We start from the raw sequence: 26,485 nt of genomic DNA on the forward strand, positions 1-26,485 counted from the left end.
TTAAACGCCAAAATAGCATATGTTAGGATATCCGGTATGGTGACGGCGAAATTCTCGGCAAATTTTTCAAAAAAGGGAGGATGAGCATGGAGGATGAGCATGGATAAACAGGATCAGAAGCATTTTGTTCTTTCACAGGAAGACTGGTCGCTCCACCGCAAAGGGCATGATGACCAGGTCCGACATCAGGAAAAGGTCCAGGAAGCCATCCGCAACAATCTGCCCGACTTAATTACGGAAGAAAGCATCATTATGTCAGACGGCCGGGATGTTGTCAAAATACCGATCCGGTCATTGGACGAATATAAAATTCGCTATAATTATGATAAAAATAAACATGTCGGCCAGGGCCAGGGCGATTCCAAAGTCGGCGATATCATTGCACGCGACGGTTCCCCCGAGCAGGGACCGGGTAAAGGCCAGGGAGCAGGCGACCAGCCGGGTGAAGACTATTATGAAGCGGAAGTATCTCTGATGGAAATCGAGGAAGCATTGTTCAGCCAATTGGAACTGCCAAATCTTCAAAGGAAAGAGCGGGATGAGAACACGGTAGAGGCGATTGAATTTAACGATATTCGGAAAACGGGGCTGATGGGCAATATTGATAAAAAACGGACGATGATGTCGGCGTTTAAAAGGAATGCGATGAATGGCAAACCGGCCTTTCACCCGATCGTGCCGGAAGATCTCAAATTCCGCACATGGAATGAAGTGGAAAAACCGGAATCAAAAGCAGTTGTCCTTGCGATGATGGATACAAGTGGAAGTATGGGGATATGGGAAAAGTATATGGCGCGCAGCTTTTTCTTCTGGATGACGCGTTTTTTGCGGACGAAATATGAGACCGTGGAAATTGAATTTATCGCCCACCATACAGAGGCAAAAGTCGTATCGGAGGAAGATTTCTTTTCAAAAGGGGAGTCCGGCGGCACGATCTGTTCATCGGCTTACCGGAAAGCGCTCAGCCTGATCAATGAAAAATATGACCCGTACCGCTTTAATATTTATCCCTTCCATTTCTCGGACGGCGACAACCTGACATCAGACAATGCGCGCTGCGTGAAACTTGTCCAGGAAATTATGAAAGTCTCGAATATGTTCTACTACGGGGAAGTGAACCAGTACAACCGCCATAGCACCCTCATGTCGGCCTATAAAAATATTAAAGATGAGAAATTTAAATATTACGTGCTGAAACAAAAAGCAGATGTTTTCCATGCGATGAAAAGTTTCTTTTCAAAGGAAGCAGACAAAGCTTTGGCATAAGAAGAAAGGGGCTGCACAACGGCTGATGCGGGCCCCTTATTTTTGCGGGTGCTGATAACGGGTGATTCACCTGATTCTGTGTGTGCCGCGTGCTGTGATCTCATAAGTTTTCTACCCATATCTTATATTTAGGGCTTGCTGAACGAATCCGACGCTGAGTTTGTGCCCAATTTATCTACAACATCTGTCTCAAAATATAGAAGAATCCTTTTGCGAAAAGGGGTGATTTGATCTTCTCCATACGTTGAATCGGATTTCACGTGCAGGCATTTCCCTGGATTTGTTGTAAAACCCATGCATTTAAATGGTGGCCAAAGCTGTCAGCAGCCTTGCCAAATCTAGGAATTTCACTTATTCAGCAAGCCCTATTTAAGAATGCCATCTTCCAAAAATTCTTCTGTATGAACAAGGTATGTTACATCCGGTAATCCACATAAAGCGTAGGAAAGGACACTTGCAACTTTCAAATCAGGCGTAATGAATCCTCTTCCTTCCCCCATATCACTAACACTGGAGAATCCTACTTCCTCAGCTTCCCAAAATGTATCATAAATTCTGTCGTCTATTGTCCATTCCATAGGGATATCTCCTTTCCTTCATGCTATGGCCGTTAAAAATGCTCTTCTCTTAAAATGGAATAGATTTTGAGATCCCAATGTTTTCCTTTTCTATAAACGGCTTTGCGCAAAGTGCCTTCATAGGTCATGCCGGCTTTTTCCATGACGCGGGCCGACGCGATATTTTCTGCAAAACAGCGGGCCTGGATGCGGATCAAATACATGTGTTCAAACCCGAAAGCAATCAGCTTTTTAGCGGCTTCTGTCATGATGCCTTTTCCCCAGTGCTCAGGAGAAAGGGCATAGCCAATCTCGGCCGTCCTTTCTTCCGGCTTCCACCATACAAAATCGACCGTCCCGATCAGCTTTCGTGTCTCTTTGTCTTCAATTCCCCAGGGGGCAATCTTGTGTTCGCGGTACTGGCTGAGCACAAAATTTATAAAATTTTTCGAATCGCGGACAGACCGGTGTGCATCCCACGTCACGTATTTTGCTACTTCACTTCTTGACGCATAGGAAAATAAATCGAGCACGTCATCCCGCTTGAGCTTTCTTAAAACAAGCCGGTCCGTTTCAAGCAGTGGCAAGTTCCGGTATATGTCTTCGATTCTCACATCTATCCCCCGCAGTTCTGAATGGTTTATTAAAAATGTATCATAAAATGGAAATTTTTCAATTGTCTATGTAAATTTCTTTTGCATATAAAAAGAGCATGCTTAACGCTGCTCTTTTTTCAGCCCGTTTTACCAAAAAAGGTTTACAATATGATAAATCGCACCGGATAAAACGGCTGAAATCGGAAGGGTAATGACCCAAGTGATCACCATTCTTTTTGCAGTATCCCATTTGACCCCTTTAATTCGGTGGGCCGAACCAACCCCGAGAATGGAAGAAGAAATGACATGGGTGGTGCTGACCGGCAAGTGGATAAATGTTGCACCAAAAATAATGAAAGCTGAACTCAAGTCGGCTGCAACCCCGTTAATCGGCCGGATCTTCATAATATTGACGCCGACCGTTTTAATAATCCGCCAGCCGCCGATCGATGTCCCAAGCCCCATTGCCGCCGCACAACCGACCTGGACCCAGAATGGAATATGGTTCTCGGCAATATAATGGTTGGCAATCAAAGCCATTGTGATAATCCCCATCGATTTCTGGGCATCATTTGTCCCATGGGAGTAAGACTGGAGAGCGGCGGTGAAAATTTGGATCAGCCGGAAGTGTCGGTTCGTTTTCGCAAGCTTAAAATTCTGAAATGCAACTTTAAAAATGCTGTAAACCGTAAAACCGACCGTAAAAGCGAGGATCGGGGATAAAATTAAGGCTTCAATAATGCTGATAAAACCACGATATTCGATTACATGAAAACCTGACGAGGCAATCGCCGCGCCGGCAATGGATCCGATGATGGCATGGGAAGAACTGCTCGGAATGCCGAAATACCATGTAATCAAATTCCAAATAATCGCTGACATCAGTGAGGACAAAATGACCACCTGTCCGTTTGCAAGGGTGAACGGGTTTACAATACTTTCCGTAATGGTCTCGGCAACACCTGTAAAAGAAATGGCGCCGAGAAAATTCATAAGCGCGGCCATTACGATCGCATGCCGGGGTTTTAATGCTTTTGTCGAAACGGCCGTTGCAATCGCGTTAGCCGTGTCATGGAATCCATTGATGAAGTCGAATCCAAATCCAAAAATTACTATTAAGACAGTTAATACTAAAATGCTATCCATTCAGCAGACTCCTCACGCATTTTTCATGATAATCGTCTCTAAAATGTTGGCCACCGTCTGGCAGTAGTCGGCCACATCTTCCATCTTTTCATACAAATCCTTATATTTGATCAGGCGAATCGGGTCTTTTTCGTTTTGAAAGAGGTGAATTAATGATTTTCTTAAAATTTCGTCACAATGGAATTCAAATTCTTTAATTTTAATGGCATGCGGGCGGATCTTGTCGAGTTTTTTCGAAAAAAGGATGTCAATTGCTTTTTCAATTTCGTCGGTACAGCGGCGGATCATTTCAACAAATTCGACCATAAAATCGTCCGCCTGGTAAATATTGTACAGTTCAAATAATCCGGAAACTTCTTCAATGCCGTCCAGCACGTCATCGAGGCTGTTCGTTAGTGACAAAAGGTCTTCCCGTTCAATCGGGGTGATAAAGGCATCGTTCAGTTCCAGAATCATGTCATGGACGTAAGTATCCCCGGTCGTTTCGTATTCTTTCATTTTTTCAGTAAAAATTTTTAAATCGTCTTTATTATGGATTTTATAGTCGGCAAAGTAATTGGTGGCTTCCCGGAGGTTGGTCGAAATATGGCCAAACAGCACTGTAAACTTGTCTTTCTTGTTTTTAAATACCATGTAAGATCCTCCTCATATCCTTTTCATTATCAAACGTCTTTATTTTATCTGATTTCCTGCGAAGATAAAAGAAGAATGTCGAAAATAAAATTTTGTATACGGTTCCAATTTTCGACTTTCGTCAAAAAGCTAAAAACAGGTTGCTTTGTTGGAAGAAAGTCCGGCTATGAGGCTTGGGCTTTTGTCCCGCTTTTTCAGAAAAAATCCAATCTTTTTAGGGGGCAGGGCCATGGTCACATTTACCATACTTTTTTCCCGTTTTCCTATGCTATGCTGTACTTATATTGCGCCTATGATTTGGCTTACATATGGATTTTTCAAAAAGGGTGGGACTGCTGTGAAGATCGTTTATGCTGCTACGGAAGAACAGATGGATAAGATCGCGGAATTGGTCCGCCATATGTTTACAGAAGTATTTCCTGATTACTTTACGGATGAGGAGATCACCGCATTCCAGCGCGACAGGGTGCTTGCCCTGCCGGATGACCCAACAGAACAAATCGGCACTTTAAAAGCAGGGTATCAGATGATTGCCAGTCTGCAGACCATCATTTCCATTTTGGAAACGGAAGAGAATAAGCGGGACGAGCATTACGCCGGCCTGTTTGAATTTAATAAATTTACGCTTGAACAGTTTGGTTTGCATTTTCCTTTTTCGTTTTCCCATTTTCAGAAGAAGCATACGGATACGTTCAGTATGTTTAAAAAAGCAGCCAATCGCCTGCTTGTGTAAAAAATAATGCCCGGAAAAACCGGGCATTATTTTTTTGAGGGTTCCTTGCAAGCACGCAGCCTTATTTTTTTACATGTGCTTTAAACCATTGGCGGAACTCCTGTTTTGTATGCTCTCCGACAAGGCGTGCGGCTTCTTTGCCGTTTTTGTAATGGACGATCGTCGGTGTCGCTTTGATTTTGTAGTCATCCCAGCCGCTTTCGAATTCAGTCAGGTTAAATTCCTTCAAATCGATGCCCATATCTTTCGCGAGCGGTGATACAACAGGCGTCGTCCGTTTGCAATGCGGGCAGGTCGGCATGAAATAATAAACGGTGACATCTTTGCCGGATTTTAAATCACGGTTCAGTTCTTTTGGCAAAATAATATTCTGGTAAAGAGGGTCATCCAGCTGGTCACGCGTTTCCGCCGATAATTTGCTTACACTTTTTGCGGGTGCATACGGATTGTTTTTCGCCTGCTGGGATTGCTTATACTTTGTGATTCCGGCAATCCCGCCAAAAACAATGAGAACAATGGCCAAAAAAAGGATAATTTTTTTCATGATAATCCTCCAGTTGTGTTTACTTGGAAGTGCCAGCCTGCTTCCAAACGATGAGACTTGAAATAAAAATCAGGACAAATGCTGTGAGAGCCAAAAAGGGGATGGTGATAAAGCCGAACCAGTTGATGTATTCCGCCGTACAGGGGATGCGGCCGCATGCAGGAAGCCTGTCCGAAAAAAAAGCAAGTTTTTGCAGACAGTAATGGTAAAGTGACACACACATGCCGATTCCGGACAAAACAGCGGTATAAAGCGACATGCGGGTATCTTTCCTGGCAACGGCCATCCCGATCAGGACCGTCATTGGATACATGAGAATGCGCTGGTACCAGCACAGTTCGCACGGTTCATACCCCTTAATTTCCGAAAAATAAAGACTGCCGAGCGTAGCAACGACCGAAACCGCCCAGGCAAAAAACCAAATCTCTTCCCTCCGTCCTCTACTCAATCCCTTACCTCCTTCATCAATCCCTTCCTTGTAAATTATAGTATCCATCCCAAAAAATGAAAAGCGGAGGCGACTGTTCAGCCTGGCGACTGTTCCGGCCGGAATAGACATGCGCTTCATGATGGACGGGTTATTCCACTCGATGGGCTAGGAGCAACAGCCGGACAAAGAAAGGCGGAGGCGACTGTACAGCGGCGTACGGATTTTATCGTCTTCGGCCGAGCGAAAGGAAACACGATGAATCGTCGCCCGCCTATCGTAGGAGAGGGGACTGGAAATTCACAAGCCGACAGCCCCCGCACCTGGACAATGAGAAGCGGAGAGCGTTCGCCCGCGGGCAGTACAATCACTTGTCGAATAAGCCCGGCAAGTTTACAATAAAATATGTCTATCATTCTGACTTTTTGCATGATTATGCATTCAAGGGAGGGCCTCAAATGAAAATTGTTTGTTTCGGGGATAGTATTACAAGAGGTGTCACTTGTATAAAAGGAAGGCTCCGGATTTTAAAAGACAATTATCCCACAGTACTTCAGCAGTATTTTGGTGACAGCAGCACAGAGATTGTTAATAAAGGCGTGTTCAATGATAATTCCGACCTGCTTGTTCGGCGTCTCGACAAGGATGTGATCGGCGAGCATCCCGATGCCGTGCTGATCTGTATTGGCGGTAATGACTGCAATTTCAAATGGAACGAAGTAGCAGAGAAACCGGATGATACGCATGTCCCGGTTGTACCCCTTGAGCGATATGCGAACAATATCAGGCATCTAGTCAAAACCGTAAAAGAACAGGGCATTACGCCCATTTTGCTGACGCTCCCGCCGCTTGACCCGAAACGCTACTACCAGTCCATCAGTGCACGCTTTGGGAAAAGCATCGGCCACTGGATCGGATTGTCGGGCGGTATTGAACACTGGCACGGCCAATATAACAGGTGCCTGAAAAAACTCATCAACCAGTTGAACGTCCCGGCCATTGATGTCCGGACAGCGATCAAAAAAGCCGGTGACCTGAAGGACTTGATCAGTGATGATGGCATCCATTTAACAGCAGAAGGTTATAAAGTAATGGCGAAAACAATTTACACGGATTTAACTGCGCAATTTGCCGGGCAAAAAGCCGGGAGCGGAATTTAAGCAATACAAGCAGGCAAGAGGGGTTTCCGGCGGTTTGACCGAACGTCACAGATGCTGCCCGCCCCTTGCACAAAACAAACCAACCATATTTGTGATCAAAAAGGCCGGTGACCGGCCTTTTTGCAATGCTGTTAAAAATCTTCATGGTTTAAATAAATTTTTACCGTTTTGTAATATAAAGTTTGTATAATAGGAACCGCAGGGTTTCCTGCATGAATATTGATTCATTTTCCCGTACAGGGGGTATAGAAAACGGAAGACGTCGACATCGCAATACTTGCTGTACAACAGGAACGGGGGATGGCAGATGTCAGCAGGAAAAAGAAATTCGTATTTTGACAATGCAAAATTTATTCTGATTTATCTTGTCGTTCTCGGGCATCTGATCAGCCCGTTTAAAACCGAAGACAATTTCCTCTTTACGCTGTATACCGTCATTTTCCTGTTTCATATGCCAGCATTTATTCTTATTTCAGGCTATTTTTCAAAAGGATACCGAAAAAAAGGCCATATTTCAAAATCCTTTAAAAAGATTTTGGTCCCGTATTTCATTTTTCAATGTATTTATTCCGTTTATTATTACTATACAGGCGAAGAATCGCACCTGACAGTAAATTTTCTGAAACCGCACTGGACATTATGGTTTTTGCTGAGCTTGTTTTTTTGGAACCTTTTGCTCCATCTGTTTGCCCGCTTCCACTTTTTCGGTCTCGCGGCTGCGGCGGCGCTCGGCATAGGGATTGGCTACTGGGATGAGGCCGGAAGTTTTCTGAGCCTCTCCCGCACGTTCGTATTTTTTCCGTATTTTCTGCTCGGATTTTTGCTGGAAGGGAAGCATTTGCAAAAAATCCGCAATATACCTTACGCGCCGGCAGCCGGCATTTTGATTTTGTGTGCCGTCACGCTTGCAACCGGCCAGTTTTTCCCGAAAGATGCTGTGCCGTGGCTCCTTGGCGATACCTCTTACGCCGGCATGGGGATGGAATATTGGTTTAGCGGGCTAATCCGCCTGGCCCAATATGCTGTCACGCTGCTTGTCATTCTCGGGTTCTTCCTGTTAATCCCGAGCAAAGGGTACAAGTGGACAAAAATTGGCGAGCGTACGCTCTATGTGTATTTGCTGCACGGTTTTATCATTAAGACAATAGAAGCAGCCGCTTCCCCCAATGTGCTTGACTGGCTGGCGGGCAATTACCTGTTGCTGATTGTTTTTTCACTTGGCATCTGTTTATTTCTCGGCAGTTACTATATCCGGAAATTTACAAGGCCGATTATTGAATTCCGGTTGTAGAAAAAATAAAATAGCTAAAAAGCGGCGGAAAATCAAATGGTTTTTCGCCGCTTTTTGGTATGCTGCGTCCCAATCATGAAAGCTGTTTTTTTATTGAGCGGAGGGCTCGTGTTTTTTACATGTATTTCCGTTGCACGCTTCTTCCGTCATAAGAGAAGACAATCGGCTTTTCTTCCACAACCGTTTCGAGGTGGACATTTCTGCCCCATAACTGGTAAAGGTAGGGCAGCACTTTTTCCAGGTATTTTAAATCAAGTTCAATATCTTCATACCAGTGTTTAATATACAATTCCCCGTTTTTCCGGTAGTCTCCGTCCGTAACGGTCAAATATGGGAAACCGCCGTTTACCCGCATGCTGACAAGCTGGTCGCGTACATGTTCCCACTCTTTGTCCACCACTTTATAGTCCCGCCCCTGTTTTTGGAACAAATACATATCTTCCCTTGTGGCCAATTCTTTTGTCAAGTAATTGCGCAGAAATGAAATATCGCTTTCAATTTCGCGCACTTCGAATATTTTTTCACGCCCGGTCCCAGGCCGTATGCCCCGTTTTTTCATTTCTTCCGTCGGGTTGTTCCAGCGTTCTTCAATATCTTCAAAAATTTTGATTCCCAAATAATACGGATTGATGCTGGTTTTGGACGGCTGGACAACGCCCGCATTCAGTTTCGCATATTCAATTGCTTCATCTGTTGTCAAATCAAGTTCGCGCATGATCCGCTGATGCCAGAAAGAGGCCCACCCTTCATTCATGATTTTTGTCTCGAGCTGCGGCCAGAAATAGAGCATTTCTTCGCGGATCATGGTCATAATGTCACGCTGCCATTCCGTCAATTCCCGGCTGTATTGTTCAATAAAAAGGACAATATCTTTTTCCGGCTGTGGCGGGAACTTTTTCGTTTTTTTCACTGCTTTTTGTTCCGGCTTTTTCTCATCAAGCGACCATAATTCATCATAAGGTCCCTCTTTGCGTTTCGGTTCCTCATCCCATTCTTCCGCGTCTTCCATGCTCCAGTTCAATTTCGGCCGCATGAGCGACGGGTCGATATGCTCTTCAATTGCCAGCACGGCATCAATAAATTGCTCCACTTCCTTTTTACCGTATTTCAGCTCATATGCCCGGATTCTTTCCGCCGTTGCAGACATGCTCTCCACCATATCACGCTTCGTGTTTTGAAAACGGACATTGTTTTTGAAAAAATCACAATGCGCCAAAACATGCGCCACAATCAGCTTGTTTTGAACAAGCGTGTTGGAATCCAGCAAAAAGGCGTAGCACGGATCGGAATTGATGACAAGCTCATAAATTTTACTCAGCCCGAGATCATACTGTAACTTCATTTTGAAAAACTGCTTACCGAAACTCCAGTGCGAAAACCTGGTCGGCATGCCGTAAGCGCCAAAAGTATAAATAATATCCGCCGGGCAGATTTCGTAGCGCATCGGGTAAAAGTCAAGCCCAAAACCGGACGCGATTTCCGTTATCTCATCAATCGCATATTGCAGGCTTTCATGATCACGCATGAAATGTTCCTCCCTTTAAAAGTCACCCTTTTTTCCAATGTATGAATGAAAGGGAAAAAACATGAGGACACAAAGAAGGATTTTCGCATGATCACGAGAAATGAAACAGCCCGCGCACGAGCAGGCGACAAAGCACTGGAAATCACCCGTTATTTCCGGTAAAAAAGATCCGAATGATTCTGACCCGGCTGCATAAAAGCTTGCCACGGGCTGAAAACCAGCAAAATGCATTCCAAATGATAACAGCCTTTTGTTTTCCCTCCAGGCAAGTTTTTCAGCGCGCAAAATCAGGAAAAACACATACAATAATGTTGACTCCTTTTATTAGGATTTGCTTTTTTCAAGCAAATGCACAAGAAAGGGGGAGCCGGGATGAATCCCATTGATTATGACCGCGCTTTATATTACACACACCGCTCGCAATGGGATAATTTGCTGATTTTGATGGTGCGGACGAAAGATGATTTTCTTTCCAAAAAAATTGAGCATGTCTTACATGCTTATCATTTTTCGCATGACTATAACGTAATTGAAAGATGCCTGTTTGCGCTGCACCGCTATATTGACCATGCCAACGAAATGGCGGACCGGAGCGGGGCGGAACCGGGTTTTGTGTACCAAAGCGGAGGCCATGCCTGAAAAAGGCGCCTCCGCTTTTTTGCTTTGCACCTTGTTCCAGTCCTGCTTTATTCTGGGCGGATGCGGGGTGTTTGCAAATTCATTTCAGCCAGCCTTTTTTGAAAAACCAGTAAGTCATGCCGGCGCCGATCAGAAACATGACAATAAGGGTAGCGAAATAACCGTATTTCCATTCCAGTTCGGGCATATATTTGAAATTCATGCCGTACACCCCTGCAATAAAAGTTAAAGGCATAAAAATCGTAGTGAAAATGGTAAGAATCTTCATTACCCGGTTCGTTTGGTGTGAGTTTAAAGACAAATAACTGTCCCGGATATCGGTCGTAAACTCACGATTGGACTCCACCATCCCGGATAGTTTCAGCAAGTGGTCATGGATATCATGAAAATACGCGCGTTTTTCCTGAATGCCTGGAATCGTATGGGAATTCAGCATCCGGTACACAAGATCCGTCATCGGCATAATCGTATTCCTTAACACAAGCAAATCATGCCTCGTTGAATACAGGCTTGTAAGCAGATCCTCCATCGATTCATTTTTTGAGTTATCTTCAATTTCATTCAGACGGTCTTCAATCTTATACAAATAAGGAAAATATTGATCGACAATCTTGTCCAGTACTTCATAAAGAATAATGGCCGGCCCCCATTTGCCCGGTTTATCCGTTTTTTTCAGCTTATCCCGCACTTCGCTGATTTCTTTTGACGGGAGATGGTGAAAGGTCACGGCAAAATGCTCCCCGAGAAACAGGTTCAATTCTTCTTTCTGCAGCCTGTCGGGATTCAGGCTTTGGAATACAAAAAAGACATGGTCTTCGTAATCATTCAGTTTCGGCCGTTGCAGCTTATGAATACAGTCTTCGATGGCCAGCGGATGGAAACCGAGCGGATGGCGCAGTTTTAATATTTCTTCTTGTGAAGGCTGGTCGAAATCAATCCAATACCATTTCCAGCTGGTCCCTTCCAATTCTTCAATGGAAGCGGGGGCTTTCAGTACATTTTCTTTTGTCATCGCCATAATATGTATCATAAAAAGGCACATCCTTTTCACATGAGGTTTGCCAATCGTCCGTTTAGCATTATTTTACTATGTCGCAGACGGCCTTGCATTAAATCAAAATGAAAGGCAATTCGCTCGTCTTTTTTTCGGGATAACGGGCGCGAAAAAAGAAGGGCATCCGCGATATCGAAAGCAGCAAGAACATAAACGTCACGGCCATTCACGCTGGGCCTGGCAGAAAAACCGGGCGCAAAGACAGGCGCCCGTGCTGTTGATACAAAAAATGCGAAAGGATGATGAAAAATGAAACCGGTGATCGGCATTACATGCAGTGCCAATCAGACTTCCCAGTATTTGGCTGATGACTACATCAAGGCTGTCCGCATGGCGGGCGGCGTCCCGGTATTGCTTCCGGCCGGCGGTGAAGCGGACATCCCTTTATTATTGTCCAAAACGGACGGAATTCTGCTTTCCGGGGGAGGTGATGTAGATCCATCCTGGTTCGGGGAAGAGCCGGTTCCGGGGCTCGGTGAAATTGAGCCCGGCCGCGATGCATTTGAGATTGCGCTATGCCGGTTTGCGATTCAGGCGGATGTGCCGATTCTCGCCATTTGCAGGGGCATCCAGATTCTCGCTGTTGCATCCGGCGGGGATATGTTCCAGGATATTTACAGCCAGGGAAAACCCCCGCTGTTGCAGCACAAACAGCGGGCCGCCCGTTCCCATCTTTCCCACACGGTCCATGTTTTGTCGGGAAGTTTACTGGAAAAATGGGCCGGAAGCGAAACGATGAAAGTAAACTCTTTTCATCACCAGGCAGTCCGGACCGTGAAAGCGCCGCTTATGGTTTCTGCTCGTGCGCCTGATGGAATCATTGAAGCGGTGGAAAATCGCAATGCCCGTTTTATGATTGGCGTTCAGTGGCATCCTGAAGCTTTGGCCGCCATAAAGGATCCTGTTTCCTTGAAAATATTTTCCGCCTTTATCGCTTCCTGTAAAACCGTTTAGTCCGTTTGCTGTTATGAAATGCTTGCCTCCTCGTATTTTTTAAACCGGAAAATTTGCAGGCGCTTGCTTAACTCCTGTCTTCTACCGGTGGAGAACAAGAAAAAATAAAAGCGCTTCCTGTATTCCGAAAATATTGCTATTGTGGAATTAAAATAAATATTGAACGCTATTGAATTTTTCGTCTATTTATTTAATAATAAAAATATACCACAACAGTATGCCCATTTTAAACGTGAGAAGGTGTCTGCGTATGGCAAAGTATGTACTCAAAAGGCTTGCCGCCATGGTTGTCACACTGTGGGTGATCACCACCCTGACTTTTATCATGATGCAGGCCATTCCGGGATCGCCTTTTAACCAAGAACGCAATACATCCGAAGCCGTGCAAAGAAATATGGAGGCGCAGTACCATCTGGATCAGCCGGTTTATATCCAGTATTTGTATTATGTGAAATCCATTCTTTTATTTGATTACGGCCCGTCCATCAAACAGCCGTCCCAGACGGTAAACGACATGCTGGGCAGGGGCTTTCCGGTTTCATTCGAACTTGGTATGACAGCACTTCTGGTTGCGGTTTTATCCGGCATCGTGCTTGGCGTTTTTGCTGCATTAAAACATAACGGCATCATCGACTATCTGGCGATGACCATCGCCGTGCTTGGCATCTCGATTCCGAACTTTATTCTGGCAACGATGTTAATCCAGGAGTTTGCGGTCAATCTGAAAATCCTGCCGGCTGCAACGTGGACATCCCTGGCGCATATGATCCTGCCAACTGCCGCCTTGGCAGTCAGCCCGATGGCCATCATCGCCCGCCTGACAAGGTCAAGCCTATTGGAAGTGCTGACGCAGGATTACATCAAAACCGCCCGTGCAAAAGGTCTTTCTCCTGTTAAAATTATCATCAAACATGCCCTCAGAAATGCGCTGATGCCGGTTATTACCATTTTAGGGACATTGACGGCGAGCATTTTGACGGGAAGCTTTGTCATTGAAAAAATATTCTCCATTCCGGGCATGGGAAAGTATTTTGTCGAAAGCATCAATAATCGGGATTATCCTGTCATCATGGGGACAACCGTATTTTACAGCATTTTTTTGATTATTATGCTGTTTCTCGTGGATATCGCGTACGGCATTCTCGATCCGCGGATCAAATTACATAAAAAAGAACAGTGAGCCCTGGTTTCGAAAAGAAGCAGCCCGGCTTTACATAAGTATCGGGCCTTGGCTTTTCGTAACACAAGGTGCAGGCGAGCAAAAACAACCATCGTCCCGATTCACAAAATCTGGTGCATAAAATAGAGCAATAAGGGGTGGACATCTTGCAAACAGCCAATCAGGATAGAGTGGATACCATTTCAGAGATTCCGGATGAATGGTTTGTCCCGAAAAAGAAAGAAGCCGGAATGCAGGAAGCCGTTGTCAGGCCGGGCATATCATACTGGCATGATGTATGGAACCGGCTTGCCAAAAATAAGCTCGCGATGCTCGGCCTTGTCGTGCTGATTCTTTTGATCATGATGGCCATCATCGGCCCGCTGATTGCACCTGAAAGCGTGACGAAACTGTCACTAACGAACCAGAATTTGCCGCCCTCCAAGGAGCATTGGTTCGGGACCGACCAGCTCGGGCGCGATATGTTTTCAAGAACATGGTATGGCGCGCGTATTTCGCTGTTTGTCGGGTTTATGGCGGCTATCATTGAATTTTTCATTGGGGTGATATACGGCGGTATTGCAGGTTACAAAGGCGGTCGCACCGACCAAGTGATGATGCGGATTATTGAAGTGCTGTACGGCCTTCCTTATTTGCTTGTTGTGATCTTGTTGATGGTTGTGATGGGGCCGGGGCTCGGCACAATTATTGTTGCGCTTACCGTAACAGGATGGGTCGGCATGGCCAGGATTGTCCGCGGCCAGGTATTACAGATAAAAAACTATGAATTTGTAATGGCCTCCAAAACGTTCGGCACCAAAACGTCACGGATCATCCGCAAACACCTGCTCCCCAATACAATGGGCCCAATTATTGTCCAAATGACGCTGACCGTGCCAAGTGCCATTTTCAGTGAAGCATTCCTCAGTTTTTTAGGATTGGGGGTTCAGGCGCCGCATGCGAGCTGGGGCGTGATGGCGGATGACGGGTTGTCGGCGATTTTAACGGGCGAGTGGTGGCGCTTATTTTTCCCGGCATTCTTTATTTCGCTGACGATGTTCGCATTTAATGTGCTTGGCGACGGGCTGCAGGATGCGCTCGATCCGAAGCTGAGGAGGTGACGGAAATGAACAAGATTCTGGAAGTGGAAGACCTGCACGTTTCGTTTTCGACATACGGCGGAACGGTGCAGGCTGTGCGCGGGGTGAACTTTTATTTAAACAAAGGCGAGACGCTTGCCATTGTCGGTGAATCCGGATGCGGCAAAAGCGTGACATCGCAAGCGATCCTCAAGCTTCTTCCCAATAATAATGTGAAACAATTAAGCGGCTCGATCCACTTTAAAGGAACGGATATTTTAAAATACAGCGAAAAGCAAATGCGGAAAATCCGCGGGGCGGAAATCTCCATGATCTTCCAGGATCCGATGACAGGTCTGAACCCAACTTTGTCCATCGGGAACCAGTTGCTTGAAGCGGTTCAGGAGCATCAAAATCTATCCCGCGAGGCAGCGAAAAAAACGGTCATTGACATGTTGCACATGGTCGGCATTCCGAGCCCGCATGAACGGTTAAAACAATACCCGTACCAGTTCAGCGGCGGCATGCGCCAACGGATCATGATTGCGATGGCTTTGATTTGCAATCCGGAGATCATTATCGCGGACGAACCGACTACTGCTTTGGATGTCACCATTCAAGCGCAGATTTTTGAACTGTTTAAGAAAATCCAGCGGGAGACGGGCGTATCCATTATTTTGATCACGCACGACCTCGGTGTTGTGGCCCAGGTTGCCGACCGGATAGCGGTGATGTATGCCGGTAAGATTGTCGAAACCGGCACAAGAGAAGAAATCTTTTATCATCCGGAACACCCTTATACAAAAGGATTGCTAAACTCGGTCCCAAGGCTTGATATGGAAGAGGAAGAACTGATTCCGATTCCCGGTACGCCGCCGGATTTATTTGCGCCGCCTCCCGGTTGCCCGTTTACGGCGAGATGCCCAATGGCAATGGAAGTATGCAGCCGTGTGGAACCTTTTCGCACGAAAAAATCAGCTTCCCATCAGGTTTATTGTTGGCTGCAGGACGAACGGGCAAAATTTGCGTTTTCAACTACGGGTGTACGCCTGTAGATGAAATAGAAAACAGGCATTTACGGCGCCCGGATACTGCAAGGGGGACAAACGGGTCAGGGCTGCCCGCAATGCGGAAAAGAAAAGGGGGAAATGTATGAAGAAATTTTGGAGTATGATTGTCAGTTTGGCGCTTATTGCTTCGCTTGCTGCCTGTACGAGCCAGTCAAGCTCAAAAAACAGTCCGGGTGGAAGCAGCAAAGAAAAGGTATTAAATTTAAACAATGGGTCTGAGCCCACCTCATTTGACCCGCCAATCGGGTTCGATTCCGTTTCATGGAATGCACTGAACAATTTAATGGAAGGGCTTGTCCGCCTCGGCAAAGACAATAAGCCGCACCCTGCGATTGCAAAAAGCTGGGATGTCACAAATGGAGGCAAGACGTATACGTTCCACCTCCGGGACAATGCAAAATGGTCAAATGGGGATCCGGTGACAGCGGGTGATTTTGAATATGCGTGGAAAAGAATGCTCGACCCGAAAACTGCTTCGCCTGCCGCATTTTTAGGATACTTTATTGAAGGCGGGGAGGCGTATAACACCGGAAAAGGATCAAAAGACGGCGTCAAAGTGAAAGCGGCCGATGACAAAACACTGGAAGTCACGTTAACCGGGCCGCAATCTTATTTTCTGAACGTCATCGCAAACCCTGCTTTCTTCCCGATCAACGAGAAAGTGGCAGAAAAAAATCCGAAATGGTTTGCAGAAGCGAAAACGTATGTTTCGAACGGGCCGTTTAAGCTCACAGAATGGAAACACGATGATCATTTCATCATGGAAAAAAATGAAAACTATTGGGATGCCAAAAATGTAAAACTTGATAAAGTGAAATGGGCGGAGGTTGACGATCCGAACACTGAATACCAAATGTACCAAAACGGGGAACTGGATGTTTCAGATGTTCCGGCAGATATGGCAGCCCGGCTGTTTAAGGAAGGAAAAGTGAAAGTAGAGGACCAGGCCGGCACTTATTTTTACCGGTTTAATGTCAATAAAGAACCGTTCCAGAATAAAAATATCCGGAAAGCATTCGCGATGGCCATTGACCAGAAACAAATTGTCAAATATGTCACAAAAAATGATGAAAAGCCGGCTTACGGTTTTGTTTCTTACGGGTTTACCGAACCTGACGGCAACGACTTCCGGAAAAAAGGCGGCAATTTGTATACTTCAAATGCAAAAGAAGCGAAAACCCTCCTGAAAAAGGGAATGCAAGAAGAGGGGTATACGAAACTGCCTGAGGTCACCCTCACTTACAGCACGGACCCGGTTCATAAAAAAATTGCTGAAACAATCCAACAGATGCTAAAAGAAAATCTCGGCATCCAGGTAAAACTTGCCAATATGGAATGGAATGTCTTCCAGGCTGAGCAGAAAAAATTGAAATTCCAATTGTCCCGCAGTTCATTCCTTGCTGATTACGGGGATCCGATTAACTTCCTCGAAAGCTTCACAACCGGGCAAGCGATGAACAGGACTGGATGGGGCAATAAGAAATATGACCAGTTGATCCAGCAGGCAAAAAATGAAACCAATGAAACGAAACGTTACGAGCTGATGCACGAAGCGGAAAAAATGCTGTTTGACGACATGCCGATCTTCCCGCTCTATTTTTACAACCAGGTATTTTTGCAAAAAGATCATGTAACAGGCATTGTCCGCCATCCTGTCGGCTATCTTGAACTGAAATGGGCCAATGTAAAATAATGTTCTGTTTTTGGCAGGGGACGGTTTGCCCGTGAAAGCCATATGACAGGCATTATCCGCAGCCCGGCTGTCTGGACGAATGAAAAAGAATGGGCAGTATCAAGCGGGGGAGTTCCCGCTTGATACTGCCCAAAATGGAAATCTGAGGGAAAGGGGGCTGAACATGGGAAAGCAAGTTTATTTGGTAGATACCCCTGTCGCCACCGTTTGGACTTCCGCACAATCACCGGGTGCCGGAGACGAAGAAGCCCTCCGGAACCCGGCGAATATGAAGCAGTGGCTCACCAGCCTCTCACTGGAACAGCGGCACGAACTTTGGCGGAAAAATAAAATCCAGACACAGGTGCTCTACGGCCGGAAAGTCATTGTCCACAAAACAGAGGGGAAGTGGGCGTATATTTCTGTTCCGGAACAGCCTTCCAGCAAACATCCGGACGGCTATCCCGGCTGGGTTCCCCGCTGCCAGCTGAAGCAGGGAGAAGGATGGCCGCAAGATGCTGCTGTTTGTGCCGTCAAAAAACCATTTGCAATGCTCTATGATGAAAATCAACTCCCTTTATTTGAAGTGAGCTTTCAAACACGCTTTTTTGTAGTGGATGAAACAAAGGACCAGTTCGTTGTAAAAACGGTGCACGGGAACCCGGCATCGCTAAAAAAACAAGATGTGCAGTTGAAGGGGAGCAGTCCCGGCAGCCAGAACAGGTATATGCTTGACGCAGGAAAAATGTTTCTCGGCCTGCCGTATTTATGGGGAGGCATGAGCGGATACGGCTATGACTGCTCAGGATTTTCCTATACGATGGTGCTTGCTGCGACAGGCAGGACCATTGCCCGTGACGCCCATGAACAGGCAAAAGGAGGAGCAGCCGTCCCGCTTGGAAGCATCACACCCGGCGATCTTTTATTTTTTGCCCATGAGGAAGGAAAAGGCGCCATCCACCATGTCGGGATTTATGCGGGGGAGGGGAAGCTGCTCCACTCGCCGAAAACAGGCCGGCCTGTTGAACTGCTGGATATGGAAGGAACGATTTACGAAAAAGAACTATGCGGTGCGCGGCGTTACTGGATGTAAAGCCGCGCAATGGGAATCCGTAACGCCACGGGTTGCGAATGAAGTGCAGCGCGGCGTTGGTGGCCGGAAGAATGCGGCAAACCTGCCGCAAAAGCAATACGGGTTGCGGCAGCCGGGTGAAGGGAGTGCACCATGATGGAAAAACTGTTGGAAGTCAAGCATGTCAAAAAATATTTTGAGATTGGAAAGAAACAATTTTTAAAAGCGGTGGACGATCTTTCTTTTGATATTTATAAAGGGGAAACGTTCGGGCTTGTCGGGGAATCGGGATGCGGAAAATCGACGGCAGGGCGGCTGATGATGGGGATTTACACCCCAACTGAAGGGCAAATCCTTTACGGCGGCAAAGATATCCACGCACTGGATGAGCGGGAGCGCTTTCTGATGAAAAGAAATGTCCAAATGATTTTTCAGGATCCGTATGCTTCTCTGAATCCCCGTTCCACTGTCCGCGAGATCCTTGCTGAACCGCTTGAAGTCCATGGCATTTATAAAAACAAACGTGAAGAGCTTGAAAGAATATATGAATTGCTCGAAGAAGTCGGGCTAAACAGAGAGCATGCAGGCCGGTACCCGCATGAATTCAGCGGGGGGCAGCGGCAGCGGATCGGGATTGCAAGGGCGCTCGCGCTTGACCCGGAGTTTGTGATTTGCGATGAGCCGATTTCCGCACTGGATGTTTCTGTCCAGGCCCAAGTTGTCAATGTATTGAAAAAACTGCAAAGGGAAAAAAACCTCACCTACTTGTTTATTGCCCATGATTTATCGATGGTAAAGCATATCAGCAACCGGATCGGCGTCATGTATCTCGGCCATCTAGTCGAATTGACGGAGAGCAAGAGCCTGTACCGCAAACCGCTGCATCCTTACACGAAAGCGTTGCTGTCGGCCATTCCGATTCCGGATCCGAAAATTGAAGATAAAAGGGAAAGAATTATTTTAAAAGGGGAAATCCCGAGCCCGGTTACGCCGCCGAGCGGGTGTGTATTCCGGACAAGATGCCCGAAAGCAATGGATATATGTGCAAGTGTAAAACCGGAATGGCTGGAGATTGAAGACCACCATTATGTCGCATGTCATCTTTACGATGGAAAGGGCAGTCCGGCAGCAACCGTTTCTTCCAGTGCAAATCAGGTAGGAAAAGTTTGATTGTTTGAAAAGACATGCAGCTGCGGCAAGCCGGTGGAACAGCGCGGGAGTGGTATGTAGAAACCGTACGAATGGTTTTCTTATAAGCGTTTGGGAAAAAGAAGCCGGGCCCAAGCCCAATAAGGCCGGGCCTCGGTTCTTAGAACAGGTATGCGGCACCTACAATAATCAGCAGAATAAACAGTACAACAATCAGCGCAAAGCTGTTGCCGTATCCGCCGCCATAGCCACCGCCATAGCCGCCGTATCCGCAGCCCCAAAAGCCCATATTTTTCACCTCCATCTTTCCGTCATGCAATGTTAATGTATGCAAGACGGAAGACAGAAGTTTGGACGTTTATCAAAGAATACAAAAAAGCATTCTGGAATTGCGACTTTCCTGTACGTCCGCCACGGTTTTCCACCAGAATGTGATCATGTTTGCCAATCTGTTATCGTTTATAGGGATACAATTTTTTGTCTATTGTCAAAATAGTTGTTTCCCTTCCATTTTTGCCATTAGCGGTGCCGATGGTTGGTTATTTCACGATAAGCACATCCACCTCCGCATTTTTTACAAGGCTTTTGCTCACACTTCCAATGAATAGACTTTTCGCAGCATTTTTTCCGCTGCTTCCAGTAATGATGCAGTCTACATTCTCGTTGCGGGCGAAATCAATGATGCTGTCGGCCACCTTGCCTTCTAAAATATGGGTATCGGCTTTGACCCCTTTTGCATCTAATAATTCGCGGGCATGATTCATGACTTCCTCCGCATCGTTTAAGATGAATTGCTGTGTGGAAGGTTCATCAACCGGCGGTGGGTCAACCGGGTAAACCCTACCGTCCAGCCCCGGCACGGAAATGGTTGGCGGCACGCCGATGTTTTCATCCGGTACCGGTGCTGCCACTTCACTTTCCTGGTTCACGTAAACAACGGATAATTTTATATCTCTTAAGGCAAGGGCCAATGAACAGGCTCTGTCCAGCGCTTTCCGGCTCCCCTCTGAGTCATCGTATGCAATGGAAATATGCTTGTACATGTACCATCATCCTTTCATGTATGGCTTGAAACACCCTCTTTTCTTTACCCGGAACCAGAAGGAAAAAAACGGTTTCAGTGCATTTTTACGGTTTTAAAGCACTGTATTTTCTATAGTCGTCATTGATTTTTCCGGCCATTCATAATATCCTTTTGCTAAAGGGCAAATCAGCATGGTGTTTGAGATAGAAGGTTCACAGATTGGGGAAAGATGAGGACATCAACAGATATGAACAAATTCAAACCTTATATAGATAAAATCAAACCTTATTTCCGGGTGTTTTGGGACGGGTTCAAAAAAATTTGGAAAAGAGCCCATATGACTCAAATCATCATTCTGGCAGCTTCTCTTTCATTGCTTGGCTTTTTAGCTTTTTTTGCTTATTATGCAAAAAGCGCGAATGTCGGGCAGTTAAAAAAAGGGCTGGAACAGACGACCGTTATTTATGACAAAGACGGGGACACAGCAAGCAGAATTTCTGCAAACCGCTCGGAAGGCGTATCGATTAAAAAAATGCCGGAAGACCTGCAAAATGCGGTGGTAGCCATCGAAGACCACCGTTTCTACAAACACCACGGGTTTGATATCATCGGTACCTTGAGCGCGCTTTTAAAAGATATCCGGATCGGAGGGGCGGCTGCCGGGGGAAGCACCATTACCCAGCAGTTAACGAAAAATGCGCTGCTTTCCCCGGAACGGACATTAAAAAGGAAAATTCAGGAGCTTTTTTTGGCGATTGAAATTGAGAAGCATTACACAAAAAAAGAAATTTTGGAGATGTATTTAAACCAGGTCTATTTCGGGGAAGGCGCCTGGGGTGTTGAAAAAGCGGCCAATAAATATTTTGGAAAAGACGTGGAAGATCTGGACTTATCCGAATCGGCAACTTTGGCGGGCCTTGTTAATTCACCGAATGCACTCGACCCGTACCGTCATTATAAACGCGCCATTCACCGCCGTAATGTCGTGCTTTTCGCCATGAAAGAGTACGGGATGATCACGCAATCCGAGTATAAACAGGCAAAAAGCGAAAAGCTTGTGCTAAAAGATAAAAAAACAGATGCACTGACAGGAAAATACCCGTATTACGTCGATGCGGTGCTGGACGAGGCAATCGATCAGTATGGACTGACACAAGAAGAGATCTTAACAAGAGGGTATAAAATTTATACCGCCATGGATCAAAATATTCAAAAAGCATTGGAAAATGTTTACCAGCAATCATCACTCTTTCCTTCCGGCACATCCGGTCAGATCATCCAAAGCGGCGCAATACTTGTAGATCCGTCAACCGGCGGCGTCCGCGGGCTTGTCGGAGGAAGGGGAGAAAAAGTATTCCGCGGCTTCAACAGGGCAACGCAGCTGAAACGGCAACCCGGATCGATCATGAAGCCGATTACCGTTTATACGCCGGCGCTTGAAGAAGGGTACAGCCCCGACTCGATGCTAGAAGATAAAGAAATGACGTTTAAAGGCGGTTATGCGCCGAAAAACTATAACAACCAATATCTCGGTAAAGTGCCGATGTACATGGCGGTCGAAAAATCGCTTAATCTTCCTGCTGTCTGGCTGTTGAATAAAATCGGGGTGGAAAAAGGGTACGAGTCGGCGAAAAAATTCGGCATCCCGGTCACAAAGAAGGATAAGCAGCTCGGCATTGCGCTCGGGAATATTCAAAACGGCGTTTCCCCCGAAGACATTGCAGAGGCCTACACCACGTTTCCAAACAACGGAAAACGTTCCGAAGCGCACATCATTACAAAAATCGTGAGCCCGACCGGAAAAGTTTTGGCAGAGCATAAAGACAAGCAGGAAAGGGTCATATCGAAAAAGGTTTCCCAGGAAATGACATCTATGCTGCTGAACGTTGTGGAATCCGGAACCGGCAAAGGGGTAGCGGTCCCCGGCTATAAAATTGCCGGAAAAACAGGCTCCACCCAATTGCCGTTCAGCGGGGTCGACGGTACAATGGATCAATGGTTTGCGGGCTATACGCCAAATCTTGTCGGGGTGGTCTGGATGGGATATGACCAGACAGACCGGAACCATTATTTATACGGTCTGAGTGAACAGGGCATTGTGCCGGTTTTCAATGGTGTGATGAATGCCACACTGAAATATACAAAACCGGGTGACTTCGGGGTGGAATCCATCAATGACCAGAAGGAAAACGGTAACCCGTTAAAAGAAAAACTGCAAAACATCGATGAAGCGATAAAAGAACAAGCCGATAAATTGCAGAAAAAAATTGAGGATAACCAAGGATTTTGGAAAGGTGCGACAGATAAGATTAAAAAGCAGCTGAAAGGGATTCTTGGTCAATAAACAGTACACACTTATAAAGCCGAAATGTCTTCCATCAAGGTGAGACATTTCGGCTTTAATGATTGATTGCTTTTAAAAAGGATTGCGGGGACTGCATGTTTTTCCCCTGTTTGCCGTTAAACTCGGCAGCTTACGAGAGTGAAAAGTACTTGAAAAACGGACTTTTGTCCTATAAAATAAAACTGAAAAATAAGAAAAGTAGTGCTGCCATTGGAATTGGTAATGGAAAAACATGCCGGTTATCACGTGCATGATCGTTTTTTTAAGGAGCTGATCCAAAACTTTTTTCAGGAGTTTATGGAGGCGTTTTTCCCGGATGTGGCAGCGGATCTCGACTACCGCCGGGTGCGGTTTTTGTCGCAGGAACAGTTTACGGACTTTCCAGGCGGTGAGCAAAAACGGGTTGACATCCTTGCCGAAACGAAGGTAAAAGGCAAAGATACCGTGATTCTCATCCATGTAGAGCCGCAGTCGTATTACGAGAAGCCTTTTCCTGAACGCATGTTTCGTTATTACATGATGATCAGTCTCCGGCACCGGAAACCGGTATTGCCGATTGCCGTTTTTAGTTACGAGGAGAAAACAGAAACCCCTGATACATACACCTTTGCGTTCCACACCATTGAAATTCTTCGTTTTCACTATTTATCCATTCATCTGATGAAGCAAAATTGGAGAAATTATATCCGGAGCGACAACCCTGTTGCTGCGGCATTATTAAGCAAAATGGGGTATACAGAAAAAGAACGGGTGCAGGTCAAACTGGAGTTTCTGCGGATGCTGGCCCGGATGGAACTCGACCCTGCAAAAATGAGGCTGCTATACGGTTTCTTTGATTATTATTTAAAATTGAACGAAAAAGAGGAGGCGGAAGTAATGGAAAACATTAAAATGCTGGACCCGGACGAGGCGGAGCAAGTATTGAAATTGCCGAATTCTTACTTTGATCGCGGGTATAAGAAGGGGAAAGAGGAAGGAAGAGAAGAAGGTGAAGAAAGATTAAGAAGATTTATTGTCAACTTGTTAAAAAATCAAGTGGATGTGAAGGTCATTGCCCAGGCATCTGGCTTGAGTGAAGACGAGATCATGAAAATCAAAAGGCAGATAGAAGGGGAAAAGCCTTGAACCTGAGCTATGACGAAGCAGAGCAAGTATTAAAATTGCCGAACTCCTATTTTGAACGCGGGTATAAAAAGGATTAGAAGAAGGAGTAGAAAAGGGGAGAAAGGAATTATTACAAACAATTGTGGTTAGGATGCTTAAGAATGGCCTGGACCCACAATTGATAGTTGAGATGACCGGCCTAAGCCAGACAGAAGTGGAAAAAATAAAACAGCGACTGGAGTATTCATAAGATGGAAGTCAAATTTCCCGGTGTGGATGGAAAAGAAGTTGTCTTAGACTTGCCGAATTCTTACTTTGACCGCGGGTATAAGAAGGGGAAAGAAGAAGGTGAAGAAAGGTTAAGAAGATTTATTGTCAATTTGTTAAAAAATCAAGTGGATGTGAAACTCATTGCCCAAGCATCCGGCTTGAGTGAAGATGAGATCATGAAAATCAAAAGGCAGGTAGAAGGGCAGGAGCCGTAAATGCTTTTCACCATCACCGAAAAAACAGGGAGGGGCTTATACATAAGCCCCTCCCTTTCAGAACTTGTGCCATTCCTCCTCACCCCGCTCACTCATACAATGCTTCAACAGAAAAAGGGGAACGATTCTTTTATTGAAAAGATAGAAATAAGGAAAAATTATTGTATAATAGGTCTAAAGACATAGGTGGGGCGTATCTGATGTTCATTTTTGACTGGCATCGATAGGAGGGAAGGCAGAATGGGTCTGTATTATAAGTTGAAATCAGATAAACACAGCAGCGTATTGGAAAATGCAGAAAAAATGGAGGTTTCCATCGATCTCGATCAACCTGGCATTCCGGAACGATTGAAATTGATTCACCTGACAGAAGAAGATTTAAAAATCATAAAAAGTGCACAACCCCTTGTACAAAAATATATTGACAAAATTGTCAAGGCCTTTTATGATGCGATTTTGCAAGTGCAGGAGCTGAGGGATATCATTGAAAAACACAGTACGGTTGAGCGGCTCCAAAAAACGTTAAGGGTCCATCTTATTGAAATGTTTCAAGGCAACATCAACAAAAATTTTGTCGAAAAACGCTTGCAGATTGCAAGCACGCATTACCGGATCGGCCTTGAACACGGCTGGTATATCGGTTCTTTCCAAAATATTCAAAATGTCTTGAACGATATCCTTTTTCAAGAAATCGGCAGGAAAGAAGAAGTCCGGATCATCTCGGCTGCCATCAGCAAAATATTGAGTTTTGAACAACAAATCGTTCTTGAAGCTTACGAAAATGAGACGATCAGGAGACTGAATGAGCAGTATCAAAACGGGCAGCACGATTTGAAAGAACAAATGGTACAAATCAGTGAAGGTTTGGTTGCGCTGGCAGAGGAAACCCAAGCTTCGGTAGAATCTTTAGGTTTCAATCTGCAAAAAACGGATGAAATGGCTATTGAGAGCAGCCGGGAAGCAAGCTATGCCGAGTCATCGGCAGCAGAGGGGCAAAAAAAGCTGGGCATCCTGATCCGCGATGTCAAAATGATTGCCACCCGTACAAAAGAAATGATGGAAACGATCGAGAATCTGAGCGACTCTTCCCGCCAGATTGAAGATGTGGTGCTGTCTGTGAAAGAGATCGCTGACCAGACCAACCTGCTCGCGTTAAACTCAGCCATCGAGGCAGCACGGGCCGGAGAGTATGGTAGAGGATTTTCGATTGTCTCTCAAGAAATCCGGAAGTTATCAGAGGAGACGAAAAAGCTGGCAGGGCAGATCCAATCGATGTTATCCGCCTCAGGGCAATACAATTTGGATGTTAAAAATTCTTTAATCCAAGTTGACAGCGCCATTCACTCCGGATTGGGCAGCGCGGAAGAGGCAGGGCAATCGTTCCAGCAAATTACCGCCACGGTCAAACAAAGCAAACAAACTGCTTTAACCGTCCAAGGCCATATAGCAGAACTCGTCAATACTGTAAAAGAAATTGAAACAGCCAGCGCCGGGGTCGCGGCCGCGGCTGAAAAACTCCACAATGCAGCGGGAATCTGAAAAATTCCCGCTTTTTTAACAGAAACTACCAATAAAATTTATCGCAAAGCAAGATAGGCAATCAAGTTTAAAACAAATGGGGCCATCACAATGCCCAAGGCGATGGCAACGATTATCATAGGTAAATATTGTTTTTTCATAAACCCGTTCATAGATTCCCCTCCCCCACACAAAATGCTCCGGCCATTTAAACCGTTTGCAGCTTTCCCTTTCTTAAAGGTAGCATCCAAAGCCGGCTTATGCAAGCTTACACCCATGTTTTT

The 26,485-nt window shown here is 45.7% G+C and carries 25 protein-coding genes and 1 pseudogene; 16 read left to right on the forward strand and 10 right to left on the reverse strand.

Annotated features, from left to right (window positions below; translation table 11 throughout):
* The first annotated feature begins 99 nt into the window (after positions 1-99).
* On the forward strand, positions 100-1,266 hold the full coding sequence (gene yhbH / locus ABR335_RS04770) for a sporulation protein YhbH (RefSeq protein WP_014097433.1): 1,167 nt from the start codon (positions 100-102) through the stop codon (positions 1,264-1,266).
* Positions 1,267-1,631: 365 nt separating this feature from the next.
* Here yhbH and ABR335_RS04775 read toward each other — a convergent pair whose 3' ends face one another.
* The 4 genes from ABR335_RS04775 to ABR335_RS04790 form a co-directional block, all read right to left on the reverse strand.
* On the reverse strand, positions 1,632-1,844 hold the full coding sequence (locus tag ABR335_RS04775) for a hypothetical protein (protein ID WP_014097434.1): 213 nt from the start codon (positions 1,842-1,844) through the stop codon (positions 1,632-1,634).
* A 32-nt stretch (positions 1,845-1,876) separates the two neighbouring features.
* The gene (locus ABR335_RS04780) at positions 1,877-2,437 is read right to left on the reverse strand and encodes a GNAT family N-acetyltransferase (protein ID WP_014097435.1); all 561 of its coding nucleotides are present in this window, start codon (positions 2,435-2,437) and stop codon (positions 1,877-1,879) included.
* 129 nt (positions 2,438-2,566) lie between these two features.
* Positions 2,567-3,565, reverse strand: a complete 999-nt coding sequence (locus ABR335_RS04785) for an inorganic phosphate transporter (RefSeq protein WP_014097436.1) — start codon at positions 3,563-3,565, stop codon at positions 2,567-2,569.
* 12 nt (positions 3,566-3,577) lie between these two features.
* Positions 3,578-4,198 (reverse strand): DUF47 domain-containing protein, encoded by a 621-nt coding sequence (locus ABR335_RS04790; protein ID WP_014097437.1) that lies wholly within the window; start codon positions 4,196-4,198, stop codon positions 3,578-3,580.
* Positions 4,199-4,535: 337 nt separating this feature from the next.
* Between ABR335_RS04790 and ABR335_RS04795 the strand changes: the two genes are divergently transcribed.
* Positions 4,536-4,931 carry a YhcU family protein gene (locus ABR335_RS04795; RefSeq protein WP_026104608.1) on the forward strand — a complete coding sequence of 132 codons (396 nt, stop codon included), beginning with the start codon at positions 4,536-4,538 and terminating at the stop codon, positions 4,929-4,931.
* 61 nt (positions 4,932-4,992) lie between these two features.
* On the opposite strand, the gene ABR335_RS04800 is transcribed toward ABR335_RS04795, so the two are convergent.
* Both ABR335_RS04800 and ABR335_RS04805 read right to left on the reverse strand, forming a co-directional pair.
* On the reverse strand, positions 4,993-5,475 hold the full coding sequence (locus ABR335_RS04800) for a thioredoxin family protein (protein WP_014097439.1): 483 nt from the start codon (positions 5,473-5,475) through the stop codon (positions 4,993-4,995).
* A 19-nt stretch (positions 5,476-5,494) separates the two neighbouring features.
* Positions 5,495-5,923 (reverse strand): disulfide oxidoreductase, encoded by a 429-nt coding sequence (locus ABR335_RS04805; protein WP_014097440.1) that lies wholly within the window; start codon positions 5,921-5,923, stop codon positions 5,495-5,497.
* 437 nt (positions 5,924-6,360) lie between these two features.
* On the opposite strand from ABR335_RS04805, the gene ABR335_RS04810 reads away from it, so the two are divergent.
* Complete coding sequence (locus tag ABR335_RS04810; RefSeq protein WP_328229003.1) at positions 6,361-7,062, forward strand: SGNH/GDSL hydrolase family protein; 702 nt, start codon at positions 6,361-6,363, stop codon at positions 7,060-7,062.
* Positions 7,063-7,369: 307 nt separating this feature from the next.
* Positions 7,370-8,353, forward strand: a complete 984-nt coding sequence (locus tag ABR335_RS04815) for an acyltransferase family protein (RefSeq protein ID WP_017551337.1) — start codon at positions 7,370-7,372, stop codon at positions 8,351-8,353.
* Positions 8,354-8,468: 115 nt separating this feature from the next.
* Here the strand turns inward: ABR335_RS04815 and ABR335_RS04820 are convergent, their stop codons facing one another.
* Complete coding sequence (locus ABR335_RS04820; RefSeq protein WP_071452027.1) at positions 8,469-9,878, reverse strand: SpoVR family protein; 1,410 nt, start codon at positions 9,876-9,878, stop codon at positions 8,469-8,471.
* Positions 9,879-10,250: 372 nt separating this feature from the next.
* Here ABR335_RS04820 and ABR335_RS04825 point away from each other — a divergent pair, with 372 nt between their 5' ends.
* A complete protein-coding gene (locus ABR335_RS04825; protein WP_014097445.1) occupies positions 10,251-10,517 on the forward strand; it encodes a YhdB family protein in 267 nt (88 codons plus the stop codon).
* A 79-nt stretch (positions 10,518-10,596) separates the two neighbouring features.
* On the opposite strand, the gene corA is transcribed toward ABR335_RS04825, so the two are convergent.
* Positions 10,597-11,547, reverse strand: a complete 951-nt coding sequence (gene corA / locus ABR335_RS04830; protein ID WP_014097446.1) for a magnesium/cobalt transporter CorA — start codon at positions 11,545-11,547, stop codon at positions 10,597-10,599.
* A 273-nt stretch (positions 11,548-11,820) separates the two neighbouring features.
* On the opposite strand from corA, the gene ABR335_RS04835 reads away from it, so the two are divergent.
* The 7 genes from ABR335_RS04835 (at position 11,821) to ABR335_RS04865 (ending at position 19,747) form a co-directional block, all read left to right on the forward strand.
* Complete coding sequence (locus tag ABR335_RS04835) at positions 11,821-12,525, forward strand: gamma-glutamyl-gamma-aminobutyrate hydrolase family protein (protein ID WP_046721104.1); 705 nt, start codon at positions 11,821-11,823, stop codon at positions 12,523-12,525.
* A gap of 250 nt (positions 12,526-12,775) precedes the next feature.
* Entirely contained in the window at positions 12,776-13,705 is a 930-nt protein-coding gene (locus ABR335_RS04840) for an ABC transporter permease (protein WP_350346622.1), read from the forward strand.
* A 146-nt stretch (positions 13,706-13,851) separates the two neighbouring features.
* Complete coding sequence (locus tag ABR335_RS04845) at positions 13,852-14,805, forward strand: ABC transporter permease (protein ID WP_014097449.1); 954 nt, start codon at positions 13,852-13,854, stop codon at positions 14,803-14,805.
* A gap of 5 nt (positions 14,806-14,810) precedes the next feature.
* On the forward strand, positions 14,811-15,818 hold the full coding sequence (locus tag ABR335_RS04850; protein ID WP_017551332.1) for an ABC transporter ATP-binding protein: 1,008 nt from the start codon (positions 14,811-14,813) through the stop codon (positions 15,816-15,818).
* 97 nt (positions 15,819-15,915) lie between these two features.
* A complete protein-coding gene (locus tag ABR335_RS04855; RefSeq protein ID WP_046721103.1) occupies positions 15,916-17,526 on the forward strand; it encodes a peptide ABC transporter substrate-binding protein in 1,611 nt (536 codons plus the stop codon).
* A 163-nt stretch (positions 17,527-17,689) separates the two neighbouring features.
* The gene (locus ABR335_RS04860; RefSeq protein ID WP_350346623.1) at positions 17,690-18,598 is read left to right on the forward strand and encodes a C40 family peptidase; all 909 of its coding nucleotides are present in this window, start codon (positions 17,690-17,692) and stop codon (positions 18,596-18,598) included.
* Between the two features lie 132 nt (positions 18,599-18,730).
* Positions 18,731-19,747: an ABC transporter ATP-binding protein gene (locus ABR335_RS04865; RefSeq protein WP_017551330.1), complete on the forward strand. Its 1,017-nt coding sequence runs from the start codon at positions 18,731-18,733 to the stop codon at positions 19,745-19,747.
* 139 nt (positions 19,748-19,886) lie between these two features.
* Here ABR335_RS04865 and ABR335_RS04870 read toward each other — a convergent pair.
* Positions 19,887-19,967: pseudogene (locus ABR335_RS04870) on the reverse strand (YjcZ family sporulation protein); the annotation flags it as partial.
* Positions 19,968-20,265: 298 nt separating this feature from the next.
* Positions 20,266-20,769, reverse strand: coding sequence for a universal stress protein (locus ABR335_RS04875; RefSeq protein ID WP_350346624.1), 504 nt, complete (start codon positions 20,767-20,769; stop codon positions 20,266-20,268).
* Between the two features lie 228 nt (positions 20,770-20,997).
* Here ABR335_RS04875 and ABR335_RS04880 point away from each other — a divergent pair, with 228 nt between their 5' ends.
* The 4 genes from ABR335_RS04880 (at position 20,998) to ABR335_RS04900 (ending at position 26,222) form a co-directional block, all read left to right on the forward strand.
* Entirely contained in the window at positions 20,998-23,094 is a 2,097-nt protein-coding gene (locus tag ABR335_RS04880; RefSeq protein WP_350346625.1) for a transglycosylase domain-containing protein, read from the forward strand.
* A gap of 210 nt (positions 23,095-23,304) precedes the next feature.
* Positions 23,305-24,219: a DUF4351 domain-containing protein gene (locus tag ABR335_RS04885; RefSeq protein WP_350346626.1), complete on the forward strand. Its 915-nt coding sequence runs from the start codon at positions 23,305-23,307 to the stop codon at positions 24,217-24,219.
* 230 nt (positions 24,220-24,449) lie between these two features.
* Positions 24,450-24,683 (forward strand): hypothetical protein, encoded by a 234-nt coding sequence (locus ABR335_RS04895; protein WP_017551327.1) that lies wholly within the window; start codon positions 24,450-24,452, stop codon positions 24,681-24,683.
* Between the two features lie 240 nt (positions 24,684-24,923).
* Positions 24,924-26,222, forward strand: a complete 1,299-nt coding sequence (locus ABR335_RS04900; protein WP_017551326.1) for a globin-coupled sensor protein — start codon at positions 24,924-24,926, stop codon at positions 26,220-26,222.
* Positions 26,223-26,485: the final 263 nt, after the last annotated feature.

It is taken from the genome of Heyndrickxia faecalis (genome assembly GCF_040267745.1).
In the GTDB taxonomy this organism is placed as follows: domain Bacteria; phylum Bacillota; class Bacilli; order Bacillales; family Bacillaceae_C; genus Weizmannia; species Weizmannia faecalis.